Annotated in this window: 13 protein-coding genes; 9 read left to right on the top strand and 4 right to left on the bottom strand. The window is 54.0% G+C overall.

Annotation, left to right across the window (positions count from 1 at the left end):
- The first annotated feature begins 45 nt into the window (after window positions 1–45).
- On the top strand, window positions 46–585 hold the full coding sequence (locus HCX89_RS02145; protein ID WP_231473479.1) for a GNAT family N-acetyltransferase: 540 nt from the start codon (window positions 46–48) through the stop codon (window positions 583–585).
- 7 nt (window positions 586–592) lie between these two features.
- On the top strand, window positions 593–1,102 hold the full coding sequence (locus tag HCX89_RS02140) for a GNAT family N-acetyltransferase (RefSeq protein WP_044734161.1): 510 nt from the start codon (window positions 593–595) through the stop codon (window positions 1,100–1,102).
- Window positions 1,103–1,178: 76 nt separating this feature from the next.
- On the opposite strand, the gene HCX89_RS02135 is transcribed toward HCX89_RS02140, so the two are convergent.
- A complete protein-coding gene (locus tag HCX89_RS02135; protein WP_044734162.1) occupies window positions 1,179–1,871 on the bottom strand; it encodes a pirin family protein in 693 nt (230 codons plus the stop codon).
- A 124-nt stretch (window positions 1,872–1,995) separates the two neighbouring features.
- The gene (locus HCX89_RS02130) at window positions 1,996–2,439 is read right to left on the bottom strand and encodes a DoxX family protein (protein ID WP_044734163.1); all 444 of its coding nucleotides are present in this window, start codon (window positions 2,437–2,439) and stop codon (window positions 1,996–1,998) included.
- Window positions 2,440–2,577: 138 nt separating this feature from the next.
- On the opposite strand from HCX89_RS02130, the gene HCX89_RS02125 reads away from it, so the two are divergent.
- Window positions 2,578–3,471 carry a LysR family transcriptional regulator gene (locus tag HCX89_RS02125; RefSeq protein ID WP_025887500.1) on the top strand — a complete coding sequence of 298 codons (894 nt, stop codon included), beginning with the start codon at window positions 2,578–2,580 and terminating at the stop codon, window positions 3,469–3,471.
- A 135-nt stretch (window positions 3,472–3,606) separates the two neighbouring features.
- On the opposite strand, the gene HCX89_RS02120 is transcribed toward HCX89_RS02125, so the two are convergent.
- Window positions 3,607–5,352 carry a bifunctional UDP-sugar hydrolase/5'-nucleotidase gene (locus tag HCX89_RS02120; protein ID WP_044735740.1) on the bottom strand — a complete coding sequence of 582 codons (1,746 nt, stop codon included), beginning with the start codon at window positions 5,350–5,352 and terminating at the stop codon, window positions 3,607–3,609.
- Window positions 5,353–5,522: 170 nt separating this feature from the next.
- Window positions 5,523–6,599 (bottom strand): CNNM domain-containing protein, encoded by a 1,077-nt coding sequence (locus HCX89_RS02115; RefSeq protein ID WP_025887502.1) that lies wholly within the window; start codon window positions 6,597–6,599, stop codon window positions 5,523–5,525.
- Between the two features lie 202 nt (window positions 6,600–6,801).
- Here HCX89_RS02115 and HCX89_RS02110 point away from each other — a divergent pair, with 202 nt between their 5' ends.
- The 6 genes from HCX89_RS02110 to HCX89_RS02085 all read left to right on the top strand — a co-directional run bounded on the left by HCX89_RS02110 (window position 6,802) and on the right by HCX89_RS02085 (window position 12,914).
- Window positions 6,802–7,923 carry a bifunctional tRNA (adenosine(37)-C2)-methyltransferase TrmG/ribosomal RNA large subunit methyltransferase RlmN gene (locus tag HCX89_RS02110; RefSeq protein ID WP_025009762.1) on the top strand — a complete coding sequence of 374 codons (1,122 nt, stop codon included), beginning with the start codon at window positions 6,802–6,804 and terminating at the stop codon, window positions 7,921–7,923.
- 32 nt (window positions 7,924–7,955) lie between these two features.
- Window positions 7,956–8,741 carry a type IV pilus biogenesis/stability protein PilW gene (pilW, locus tag HCX89_RS02105; RefSeq protein WP_028779192.1) on the top strand — a complete coding sequence of 262 codons (786 nt, stop codon included), beginning with the start codon at window positions 7,956–7,958 and terminating at the stop codon, window positions 8,739–8,741.
- Window positions 8,741–9,703, top strand: coding sequence for a RodZ domain-containing protein (locus HCX89_RS02100; RefSeq protein WP_052657982.1), 963 nt, complete (start codon window positions 8,741–8,743; stop codon window positions 9,701–9,703). The genes pilW and HCX89_RS02100 overlap by 1 nt, the downstream gene beginning before the upstream one ends.
- A gap of 63 nt (window positions 9,704–9,766) precedes the next feature.
- Window positions 9,767–10,879, top strand: coding sequence for a flavodoxin-dependent (E)-4-hydroxy-3-methylbut-2-enyl-diphosphate synthase (ispG, locus tag HCX89_RS02095; protein WP_025009764.1), 1,113 nt, complete (start codon window positions 9,767–9,769; stop codon window positions 10,877–10,879).
- 118 nt (window positions 10,880–10,997) lie between these two features.
- The gene (gene hisS, locus HCX89_RS02090) at window positions 10,998–12,275 is read left to right on the top strand and encodes a histidine--tRNA ligase (RefSeq protein ID WP_025009765.1); all 1,278 of its coding nucleotides are present in this window, start codon (window positions 10,998–11,000) and stop codon (window positions 12,273–12,275) included.
- Between the two features lie 18 nt (window positions 12,276–12,293).
- Window positions 12,294–12,914: a tetratricopeptide repeat protein gene (locus HCX89_RS02085; RefSeq protein ID WP_167714902.1), complete on the top strand. Its 621-nt coding sequence runs from the start codon at window positions 12,294–12,296 to the stop codon at window positions 12,912–12,914.
- The last annotated feature ends 2 nt before the right edge of the window (window positions 12,915–12,916 follow it).

Here is a 12,916-nt window from a genome sequence, read left to right as displayed (position 1 = left end):
CTTTGCCTGAGCACAAATGTCGGGCAAAATGCCTGCAATTCAACTGTGTTGGTACCAATTCTCATGTTGCGGGTAGAGGTTTACTCTCATTCTCGTCACAGGCACTTGGGGGAGCAGATAGCCAATCTCTACCACAGTGCCGTTACTGCCATAGATGATGCCCGCTATAGCGCGGCTCAGCGTCTGGCTTGGTCGGCGGCGCCGCGCTCGGGGCGATACTGGCAGCTAAGGCTCAAACGGGCTCAGGCCTGGGTGATGCTCAAAGGCAGCGAGCAAAGTCCTCAATGTGTCGGCTTTGTGTTGCTGGAGACCACCTTCCGTGAGCGAGGTTACATCGCCTGCCTTTATGTGGCGCCCGATAGCCAGCGTCAGGGTGTTGCCTCATCCTTGCTTGAAGCCGCCAAGAAGTGGGCACTCACCCAAGGCTATCATCACCTGACAACAGATGCTTCGGCACTGTCCAAACCTGTGTTTGAACGGGCCGGGTTTCGTTTGCATCACAAAAGCTACCAGGAAAAATCCGGCCAAATGTTCGGCAGCTACTTTATGAAGCTGATACTGCCGCCTTTGGAGCACAAGAGCTAAGCAGCCTATGATTTCACCAACGCCCATTCAAGCCGAGCACGGCTTTATTGTTCGCCAAGGTCGCCCCGAGGACAGCGCGGCCATCGCCGAGCTGTTTCATCTGGTGGTAAACGCCAGTACTGAGCATTACAGCCAGGCGCAATGCCAGGCTTGGTCACCTGCACAGCGCAGCGAAGATGAGTGGCGGAATCGTTTGCAGGGGACGGCGCTCTGGGTTGCCGAAGATGGTCGCAATTTGCTCGGATTTATTAACCTAAAGCCTTTGAATGCGCCGGGTGAAGCCGAGATAGACTGCCTTTTTACTCACCCCAATGCCCAGCGCCGGGGGATTGCCGCCGAGCTCTACCGGCAGCTATTGAGATACGCCGTCGATTCCGGGGTGCAGTGTTTGAGGGTAGAGGCTTCTTTCTATGCCAAAGCGTTTTTCGGCAAGCAGGGCTTTACAACCTTGAAGCGCAATCAGCATCAACGCCACGGGGAAGTGCTGACCAATTTCAGTATGCAGCTGCAGTTATAACCCAAGCCGCCCTGGAAAATCACCCAAATGAAGTTCCAAGGGCGGCCTATGGACAAACGCCAAGAAATGCTGCTTGTTATGGCAAATCAAACACCAGGGCGACGGCACGCTTGTTGCCGGCCTTGATGGCAAACTCCTCAAGTTCGTTGATGTGAATGCCATCGCCACTTTGCAGGGTTTCACCTGCCAATTGCAGCTCTCCTTCCACCACTTGAGCATAAAAGTTGCGTCCCTTTGCCAGCTTGAAGCTCGTCTGCTCGGCAGCGGTCAGCTCCAGGCGGTAGACGCTGGCGTCCTGTTTGATGGACAGGGTGCCATCGCGGCCATCGGGAGTGACAACCGGGGTCAGGGCCGAACTCTGGGCAAAGGCTTTTTGCTGATAACCCGGGGTGTCACCCTGGCTGCTCGGTTGGATCCAGATCTGCAGGAAATGCAGTGGTTCAGTTGCCGAGGCATTGTACTCACTGTGATAGATCCCCGTGCCGGCAGACATAAGTTGGAACTCACCGGCCGGCAAGGTTTTCACGTGACCAAAGCTGTCTTTATGGGCTATGGTGCCGGAAATCACATAGCTGATGATCTCCATGTCCTTGTGGCCGTGGGTATCAAAGCCGGCGCTTGGCGCGACTCTGTCATCATTGATGACTCTCAGGGCAGAGACCCCCATAAATCTTGGATCATAATAGTTGCCGAATGAAAAACTGTGTTGGCTTTTGAGCCAACCGAAGTCGGCCCGGCCGCGTTCGTCGGCATGACGTACATAAATCATAATTCAGTTCTCCTGCTGGGAAGGTGCAGACAAGTCTTTTGTGTGCTCTTCACGGACTTACAGGCCAGGATGCAAGGCCTGTAAGCAGTGAATGGCTTAAAGCAAGATGTGTGCTTTACAAGAATTAATGTGTCTTGCGGGCAATCATGCTGTCGATGGACAGTTTACCGGCGCCGGAAATCGTCAGGGATATAGTGGCGGCCAGCAATGCCAGACCAAACTCGTAACCGTTGTTGGACATAAACAAGCCGTTGTCCAGGTGCACTGTGACTATCGCCATCAACATGGTGAATGCCAACACAGCTGAAGTGGGGCGAATCAACAGACCTATGATAAGCAGCAGACCACCGAAAAATTCACTGGAGCCGGCCATCAGCGCCATCAAATATCCGGGAGTCAGGCCGATAGAGGCCATCCATTGTCCTGTGCCCTCCAGGCCGTAACCGCCGAACCAGCCAAAGAGCTTCTGGGCGCCGTGAGCCATAAAAGTGATACCTATAGGCAGGCGCAGCGCCAGAGGAGCGAAACCGGCATCGGTGCGGAGCAGTTTAATAATCAGGTCTTTCATAATGGTGTCCTCAATGAATTTGAATAGGGTGGATAGGCTTTCCTGTCCAGTTGCTGTGCAGTTTATCCTTGACCTTTGTGGCTGAAAATCGGAACATTTTGATATTTAATTTCAAAAAAATTGAACATAGGTTTTATCATGCACTCTGTCATTAGCCTGGATGCGCTTAAAGTATTGGATGCTATAGATAAAAAAGGTAGTTTTTCGGCAGCGGCCGAGGCGCTTTTCAAGGTGCCATCTGCCTTGACCTATCAGGTTCAAAAGCTGGAGAGCGAGCTGGGAAGCAGATTATTTGAACGTAAGGGCACTCGGGCTCAACTTACCGAAGTGGGGCGTTTGGTGTTGACCCAGGGGCGGGAGATCCTGGCGGCCACCGCCCGGCTTGAGGATGCCGTGAGGCAATTGGAAACCGGCTGGGAGGCGCAACTGACACTGGCGCTGGATACCGTCTTGCCACAGGCGCCGCTGCTTTCATTAATTAAGGAATTCACCGAGCTGGGTAAACAGCTCACCGTCAGCGTGACCCATGAGGCTCTTGGCGGCGGCTGGGATGCGCTTTACTCCAACCGCGCCGATATCGCCATAGGCGTCACGGGTGAATTGCCAAGAGGTCAGTATGAACTGCAAAAGCTTGGTGAGCTGGAGTTTGTGTTTGTTGTGGCGCCTGAGCATCCCTTGGCGCAATTTGACACTGAGATAGCTTCTGAAGCCTTGTTGCAATTTCCATCCATCATAGTGGCCGATACCTCGCGCTCCTTGAGTCAGCGCTCCAGTGGGGTGTTTGACAGTCGCCAGCTTATCCGGGTGTCGTCGATGGAAGCCAAGATCACCGCACAGAAGATGGGAATAGGGGTGGGCTTTTTGCCGCTGCATTTGATCCGGGAGGCCTTGGCCAAAGGTGAGTTGGTGCAGCGCGAAGTGGCCTTGCCCAGGCCTTCACTGCCCATCTATATGGCCTGGCGAAAAGGGGAGATGGGAAAGGCGCTTGGCTGGTTTGCCGAGCGCCTGCAAGGCAGTGACTTTGGCTTATAAAGCAGTTTATAACGTGGTTTATGAAGCGGTTTATAAAATGGCTTATAACCTGGGTTTAGCATGCAGGCTGATGACCTTGAATGGTTGCTTTGTCAGCAAAAGGGGCGAGGCAAAACTGCTGTGAATACTACCGGCTTATTCGCCGGCAGCTTCGGCCCTATGGCTGGTATAGTGCACATGGGGCAATAGCAACTCATCCAGTTTGGGGGCCTTTTTCAGGAAGTTGATAAAGGCGCCCGGTAATGTCAGCGACGGCATCGACTCCTGCCAGCGGGCTTGCAGCAGGGGTTCATAGCCCTCTTTCCCGGCTGAGGTGTAACAGGTGGAAACCCCGATATAGTGCTGCTCTGGCGCCAGTGCTTGCCACAGGCCATTGGCCCGCAACAGCTCCAGCCGCAATAGCCTTTCTCCCTGCTCTTTGCGGCCATCATAGAAATATCTCAGCCCATAGGTATAGGGGAAACTGCCGGCGCCGGTGCCACGCACGCCGTTGTTGGTGGCGGCGTTAATGGCCGACTCCAGTGCCTGGTAGAGGTGTTCACCGGCAATTTCATATTTAACCAGCGGCAATTCAAACGGCAACAGACGCCCGAGCACGTCGGCTTTGGTCAGTTGTCCCTGGGGCACAGATTGACGCACGCCACCGGCGTTATGCAGCGCAAAGTCCACTCTTTGGTCTTTGGCTCTGGACTCCAGAAACATGCTGCGGCTGACCCAGGGGGCAATTTCACTGCCGTGGGGCAGGGTGCGGCTTGGCAGGCGGGTATGCACCAGGGCCTTGGGTACCAGAGCCAGCACCTGATTTTCCATGCTGCTGATCGCTGGACGGAACTCGTTGGCAATCACTTGCTCCATGGCTTCATCGTTATCATCCCAGTGGATCCCTGGGTGTTGTTCCAATATCGCCTTGGCGGCTTGATAGTCGGCTTCGCTGGCCGCCTGTGGGCCGCTCAGCAGAAACTGACTGTCCAGCATAAAGATGTTACTGCCTTCGAGCCGGATCACCCGGCCTGCATCATCGAACTGAATGTCGGCGAGCCCCAGGGTTTCGGCATGTTTGCCGGCATGGAGGATAGGCACGCCGTTGATGTTTTCACCATAGGGCAGGCATGGCAGGCCAAAACCGCGGAAATCACCCATCAGGGTATGGGTGTGGCCGCCGACTATCAGGCTGATCCCTGGGATGGTTTCGGCCAGTAATCTGTCTTGCTCCAACCCTAAGTGACTCAGCACTATGATATGCACTATGCCTTTGGCCCTGAGGGCTTCAACAGTCTTCCTGGTAGTGGCAAAGGCATCGGCAAACTCGGTATCGGGATCCGGCCTGGCGATGGCTTTCATTTGATCCAGAGTAATACCGACTATGGCCAGTTGCTTGTCGTGGAAAGGCTTTATCAGGCTGCGGCCGATACCTGAGGCGGTATCCAGATCATAGAGGTTGTCCAGCCCTCGAAGACGCCCGGGCTTATCTTCAGCTTCGCCGCTGAGATCCATATTGGCCGCCAGCACAGGGAAGCCGACCTCTTTGATAAAGCCGGCCAGCAGAGCGTTGCCATCGTCAATATCATGGTTGCCTATGACCATGGCATCGGGTGCCAACATCTTCAGCAGTTTGGCGTTGGCCCGGCCTTTGAACTGGCTGTAATACAAGGTGCCCTGGAAACAATCGCCGCCGTGGAGCAGGATAAAAGGCTGGTTTTGTGCTTGGGCAGCGTCTCTTGCTGCCTTGACCTGAGCCGAGATCCGCGCGTAGCCACCACTGTGGCTGTGAAGATCAAACTCGCGTCCCTGAGAGTCAATCTTGAACTGAACCCGGCTGGGATCCAAGTGTGAGTGGGTATCGTTGAGATGGGCAAGTCTTAAAACATAATCTGTGTGCATATCATCCTCATTCTGCGAGCGGGGATTGTACACCTCCAGAGGCGGATGAAAAAGGGGGAGCTCAAGCTCCCCCAAAATGATGACTGTATTGATGGGTGGGTCGTTAGCCTGTCAAACTATCTCCCACTTGGATGACACCTGTATTAAAGCACTGAATTAATATTCTGAAATCAGAGCCCTTGGGAGTCAGTGACCGGCTCTCTGTCATCCGAGAGTCGGATCCCCTTATCTTTCATGCGGCGTTTCCAAAGTCGCCTTGCCAGTTGCTGCATGTCGGTGGCCGGGTCATTGATATCGACAATCTCCAGCCCCAGCAAGGATTCGATTATGTCTTCCAGTGTCACCAGCCCCTGACCACTGCCGTACTCGTCCACCACCATGGCTATCTGAGCGTTGCGTTTGATCATCAGCTCAAACAGCGGCAGGATGCGGGCGGTTTCCGGCACTATCACCAAATTGCGCTTGAGGTTCCCAAGGGGCGCATCGGGATTATCCCGCTCACTCAGCAGCACATCGGTACGGTTCACATAGCCTATGATGTCGTCGTGATCCTTGTCGAAAATAGGCACCCGGGTAAAAGGCTTATTGATATGCTGGCTGACAAACTCATGTTGAGTCAGGGCGGCCGGCAGAGTGAACATCACGGTTCTTGGAGTCATGATGGCGGTAACCGGCATCTCCTTGACGCTCAGCATCTGAGTCAGAATTTTGCTTTCCTGCTCATCCAGCTCACCGGATTCATGGCCTATCTTGGCCATGGCGCTCATTTCCTGACGGATATACTGGCCAGAGTCACCTTTGCCGAGCAAACGGGTAACCTTATTGGACATCCAGATAAGCGGCAGGGTGATGCGTTCCATCCATACCAGAGCCACAGACACACTGGGGGCCATGGCTCGCCAGTAGTTGGCACCTATGGTTTTGGGGATGATTTCGGAAAAGAACAGAATGAGGAAGGTCAGTACCCCGGAGAATACCCCCAACATCTCATCGCCAAACACTTTGGCAGCCTGAGCACCGGCCACGGCCGCACCTACGGTATGGGCTATGGTGTTGAGTGTCAAAATAGCGACCAGGGGAGATTCGACATTGTCTTTCTGTTTTTGAAGACGTTCGGCAGCATCCGGGTTGGACTGGCGCAGCGACGCAATATAGCTGGGAGTCACCGAAAGCAGCACGGCTTCAAACACACTACAGAGAAAAGAGACGCCGATGGCGACCAATACAATAACGATAAGCGTTAGCATAAGGGGGGAATTATCACTCCGATGCAAAGGCCAACATTAGCCCAGCGCTATTCTATCATAGAGCTTGTGAGCTGAAGCTTAATTTTCTGCTTGGTAGAGAGAAAGTAGGGTATAAGGGGATCCGCTGAATTACTGGCTATAGTGGCGGCCTATCTGTATAATTCGCCGCCCTGCTGCAGGTTTTGGTGTTGAGGTAAGTCAAATGAGTGAAAAAAAGATCAATCTTTTGGATCTTGATCGTAAGGCAATGCGTGAGCTTTTCGTCGAGTTGGGCGATAAGCCGTTTCGTGCCGAACAGCTGATGAAGTGGTTGTATCACTTCGGGATCAGTGACTTTGACCAGATGACCAACATCAACAAGCACCTGCGGGCCAAGCTGAAAGAGCGCTGTGAAGTGGTCGCGCCGGAGATCTCCAGCTATCAGAAATCGGCCGATGGCACCATCAAGTTTGCCATCAATGTCGGCGAAGGTCAGGAAGTGGAAACCGTCTATATTCCTGAAGATGATAGGGCGACTCTGTGTATCTCATCTCAGGTGGGGTGTGCGCTGGAATGTACTTTCTGCTCCACGGCGCAGCAGGGCTTTAACCGTAACCTGACAGTATCTGAAATTATCGGCCAGATCTGGCGGGTATCCCATTTCCTCGGCTTCCAGAAGGAAACCGGTGAACGCCCGGTCACCAATGTGGTGATGATGGGCATGGGTGAACCCTTGCTGAACCTGGCCAACGTGATCCCGGCGATGGATATCATGCTGGATGACTTTGGTTTTGCCCTGTCCAAACGGCGGGTAACGGTTTCCACATCCGGCGTAGTACCGGCGCTGGATAAACTGGGCGACGCTCTCGATGTGGCGCTGGCGGTCAGTATCCATGCCCCCAATGACGAGCTGCGAAACGAGCTGGTGCCTATCAACAAGAAGTATCCGCTCAACGAATTCCTGGCCGCTATTCGCCGTTATATCGCCAAGTCCAACGCCAACCGCGGCCGGGTCACGCTGGAATATGTGATGCTGGATCATATCAACGACAGCACAGAGCAAGCCCATGAGCTGGCCAAGTTGATGAAGGATACCCCCTGCAAGGTCAACCTTATCCCGTTCAATCCTTATCCTGGCTCTCCTTACGGGCGTTCTTCCAATTCCCGTATCGACAGGTTTGCCAAAGTGCTTATGGAATACGGCCTTACCGTGATAGTGCGTAAGACCCGCGGCGATGATATCGATGCCGCCTGTGGCCAGTTGGCCGGAGATATACGTGACAGAACCAAGCGTCTGGCGAAAAAACGCATGCAAGCCAATCAAATTTCGGTCACAATGGATTAACTCTTTGTTTGTCCAGATTTATAGGTTTGCCAATGAAGCACGGATTGCCAGGTTTAGCGCTCGCGTTACTGCTCGGGGCCACGTTGCCCGGATGTGTGACCGAGCGAACTTATGCCGGCACGGACATTCCGGTCTCGGAACGCCAGTTTGATAAAATTGCCGCCGCCAAGGAACGGACGCAGTTAGGCCTGACCTATCTGCAAAAGGGTAACTCCCAACAAGCCAAATTTAATCTCGACAAGGCCATGGAATACGCCCCTCATCTTGAGGAAGTGCATATTGCCATGGCCTATTACTATCAAACCGTGGGTGAAGCGGTGAAGGCTGAGCAAGCCTATGAAGCCGCCATAGATACCCGCAATGCCAGCGGCGACTCGATGAACAACTTTGGGGTATTTCTCTGCCAGCAGAAGAAATATGCCAAGGCAGAGAAGATGTTCCTGAAGGCAATCGACAACCCCAGATATACCCGCACTGCCTCCAGCTATGAAAACCTGGGTATTTGCAGCCGGGATGCCGGGGAAATAGAAAAAGCGCGACACTATTTTGAGATGGCGCTAAAGTATGAGCCCAGAAGACAGGTCTCATTACTGGAACTGACAGAATTGGAGCTTGACGCCCACAACTACGCCGCGGCCAGAGTGCAGTTGGAACGCCTTCATAGGGTGATTCCCGAAACAGCGGAGAGTTTGGCGTTGGGCATTAGCATTGAGCAAGGGTTAAATGATGACGCGGCCGCCAAGCGTTACGGAATACTGCTGCAGGCCAAATTTCCAGCGTCTCCCCAGGCCAAACAATACCGGGCAAGTATGCACTGATGACAGAGTTGAATAACCAAGTCAACAAGGATGAAGACGAGAGCCAAAAGGTTCCCGGGCAAGAGGATACGCTCGGGTCATTACTGAAAAGCGCACGCGAACAAAAAGGTATCACTATAGAAGATGCGGCTACCAGGCTGCATTTGCGTCCCTGTATCGTGGCCGATATTGAAGCCGATTGTTTCAGCAATATCGATTCCTCCACCTATGTCCGCGGCTATGTGAAGAACTACGCCCGCATATTGGATGTAGACAAAGAAGCCATTAACGCTTGTTTGGCGCGGCAGGTCCCCAAGGTGACTGAACCTGCGATGCAGAGCTTTTCGCGCAAGACCAGCCGTCAGGCTACCGACAGCCGTTTGATGCTGGTGACTTACCTAATCGGTTTTCTGCTGCTGGCTCTGCTGGTGGTGTGGTGGCTGCAAAAGCCTTCTGTGGTTTCCGATGTCGACTTTTCCAAACCGACGGCAGAAGAGGTGCAGCAGGCCAGAGAGTTTGAATCGCGTCAGGCACAAATGGAACAACAGGACACGTCGCAGCAGCCCGTTGATGTACTGCCGGATAATGAGCCGGGCGCCTCTGCGGCATCAAACCCAGTCTTGGAAAACGAGAGTGATACTGAGAGCGCTGAAACAGACACAGACAGTGCCGAGAGCAACACCAGCGGTGCTATCGTCGGCGTTGAGGCGGCAGAGCTGGAGCCGGTAACTGACCCGGCGCAGGCTTCGGTCGGTATTGAGCTTAACGGTGACTGCTGGATCAAACTCACAGATGCCAACGGCAAGACTCTGATAGATGGTCTGAGATCGCCAGGACAAAGCATCAATGTACAGGGTAAAGCGCCTTTTAAACTGGTCTTGGGCGCGCCGCAGACAGTTAGCCTGACATTTAACGGCCAGGCCGTGAGCCTTGCCGATTTCCCCAACGGTCGGGTAGCCAGATTGACCCTGCCACAGGCATAATAGTATCAAGCAGGATAATTGAAGTGGCGCCCACAGGGCGCCGAGTCAACAGAGCAGAATACGATGTACAGTGAAAATCCCATAAAACGCCGTCCCTCCACCCGCATCTATGTTGGCAATGTGCCCATTGGTGATGGCGCTCCCATCGCAGTGCAGTCGATGACCAATACCCGCACTACAGACATAGAAGCTACAGTGGCGCAAATTCGGGCGCTGGAAACCGTAGGCGCCGATATCGTGCGGGTGTCTGTGCCTACCATGGATGCCGCCGAAGCGTTCAAGCTTATCAAACAGCAGGTCAAGGTGCCGCTGGTGGCCGATATCCATTTCGACTACCGCATCGCCCTTAAAGTGGCGGAATACGGCGCCGACTGTCTGCGTATTAATCCAGGCAACATAGGCAATGAAGAACGCATTCGCGCCGTGGTTGAGTCTGCCCGTGACAAAAATATCCCCATCCGTATCGGGGTAAACGGCGGCAGTCTCGAAAAAGACTTGATGGACAAATACAAAGAGCCCACCCCGGAAGCCTTGCTGGAATCGGCAATGCGCCATGTGGACATTCTCGATAGGCTCAACTTCGACCAGTTCAAGGTCTCGGTGAAAGCATCGGACGTGTTCCTGGCGGTGGAGTCCTACCGTTTGCTGGCGAAACAGATTAAGCAGCCGCTGCACCTTGGCATCACCGAAGCCGGTGGCGCCCGTGCCGGCGCCGTTAAATCGGCAGTGGGCCTGGGTATGCTGCTTGCAGAAGGCATAGGCGATACCTTGAGAATATCGCTGGCAGCCGATCCTGTAGAGGAGATCAAAGTTGGTTTCGATATCCTCAAGTCGCTGCGCATTCGCTCCCGCGGGATTAACTTTATCGCCTGTCCATCCTGCTCAAGGCAGGAGTTTGATGTGATAGGCACGGTTAACGCCCTGGAGCAGCGCCTGGAAGATGTGACCACAGCCATGGATGTCTCCATTATAGGCTGTGTGGTCAACGGCCCCGGCGAAGCCCTGGTGTCCCATATTGGCCTCACCGGCGGTAACCGCAAGAGCGGTTATTACGATGAAGGTGAGCGTCAGAAAGAGCGCTTCGACAACGACAATCTGGTCGATGCCCTCGAAGCCAAAATTCGCGCCAAGGCGCAAATGATGGAAAACCGTATTTCAGTCAAAGAAGCCGAATAATCCCCGATGATGTGAATGTGAACTGGCCAGCGCTGGCCAGTTTTACGTTTGCCGGTGAAGCGCCTATAATGGCTGGCATTTTTGAATTTTTAGCCCCAGAGCAAAACGAGTCGAGATAGTGGCAAAACAGATCCAAGCGATTCGCGGAATGAATGACATTCTGCCAACCCAAAGCCCCGTATGGCAAAAAGTTGAGGCGGTATTGCGCGCCTCTGTTGCCTCTTTCGGTTACAGTGAAATCCGCACACCTATCGTTGAGAACACAGACCTGTTCAAGCGTTCGATAGGGGAAGTGACAGATATTGTTGAGAAGGAGATGTACACCTTCGCCGATCGCAACGGTGACAGCCTCACCCTGCGCCCGGAAGGCACCGCCTCGACAGTTCGTGCCGGTAACGAACATGGCCTGCTGTACAACCAGGAACAACGTCTGTGGTATATGGGCCCCATGTTCCGCCACGAGCGGCCACAGAAAGGGCGCTATCGTCAGTTCCATCAGTTTGGGGTTGAAGTTTATGGCATCAAGAGCGCCGATATTGACGCCGAAGTGTTGATGTTGTCAGCCTCTTTGTGGCAGAAGCTTGGATTGACCGAACACGTTTCCCTCGAGTTGAACACTCTGGGTGACAGCGACGAGCGCGCTGCCTACCGTGAGGCGTTGGTGGCCTTCCTCGAGCAGCATAAAGACAAGCTGGACGAAGACAGTCAGCGGCGCATGTACAGCAACCCACTGCGGGTGCTGGACTCGAAAGATCAGCAGGTTCAGGCCTTGCTGGCCGATGCTCCGGCGCTGATGGACTACCTGGGTGAAGACTCAAAGGCACATTTTGCCCGCTTGTGTGAACTCCTGGAGGCCGTTGGCATCCAATACAGGGTTAACCCACGCCTGGTACGCGGATTGGATTACTACAACCGCACCGTATTTGAGTGGGTCACCGACAGCCTGGGCGCTCAGGGCACAGTACTGGCCGGTGGTCGTTACGATGGTCTGGTGAGCCAGCTTGGCGGTAAAGAAACGCCGGCAGTGGGCTTTGCCATGGGACTGGAGCGGATTGTTCTGCTGCTGGAAACCCTGGAGCTGAACGCCGATGTTGCTGCCGAAGTGGATGTCTACGTGACCGCCATGGGCGATGACTGCGTAATCGAGGCGATGAAAATTGCCCAGGAACTGCGCGAGAAGCTGCCCAAGCTCAAGGTGATGAGTCACTGCGGTGGTGGCAACTTCAAGAAACAGATGAAAAGAGCCGATAAGAGCGGCGCGGGTTTTGCGCTGATTATCGGTGAGACCGAACTGGCCAATAACAAGGTGGCGGTGAAACCGCTGCGGGGTGATGGGGCTCAGCAGGATGTTGAACGCCAGGCCCTGGCCGACTATTTGGCAGAACTGATTAAATAATTTAGAGGGGAAGTGCGGGTGGAAATCTACAGCACAGAAGAACAACAAGTCGAAGCGATCAAGCAGTTCTGGAAAGACTATGGCACTTCGATAGTCGCAGGTGTCGTAATAGGTCTGGGTGGCCTCTATGGCTGGAACTACTACTCCGATGTCAAAGTGGAACGTGCCGAAGCCGCCTCTCAGGCTTTTAATCAGGCCTTGATGCAAAGCGGTGATGAAGCCGCGGTGATGGCTGCCGCTGCCGAATTTGACAAGCAGCACGCCCAAGCCGGTTACTCGGCGCTGATGCAACTGATTGTTGCCAAAAGCGCAGTTGAGTCAGGCGACCTGCCCAAGGCCGAAGCCGCACTCAAAACCGTGATTGCCGCCAAGCCGGGCGATGCCCTGACTGCGGTTGCCACCTTGCGTTTGGCACGTATTCAGGCTGAGCAGGGCCAGGTTGCTACCGCTTTGACCACGCTGGAACAGGTTAGGAACAGCGCATTTTCTACCCAAAGAGATGAATTTAAAGGCGATCTGCTGCTGCGTCAGGGCGAAACCGACAAGGCCAGACTGGCCTATCAGGAAGCCGTTAAAAATGGTGGCGTGACAACCAGTCCGGCGCTGCAGATGAAACTCGATAACCTGAATCAGGCATAAGG

It is taken from the genome of Shewanella sp. Iso12, assembly GCF_012030025.1.
Classification (GTDB): domain Bacteria; phylum Pseudomonadota; class Gammaproteobacteria; order Enterobacterales; family Shewanellaceae; genus Shewanella; species Shewanella algae.
The sequence above is the reverse complement of the archived record's forward strand: the minus strand, read 5'-3'. Positions and strand labels throughout refer to the sequence as shown.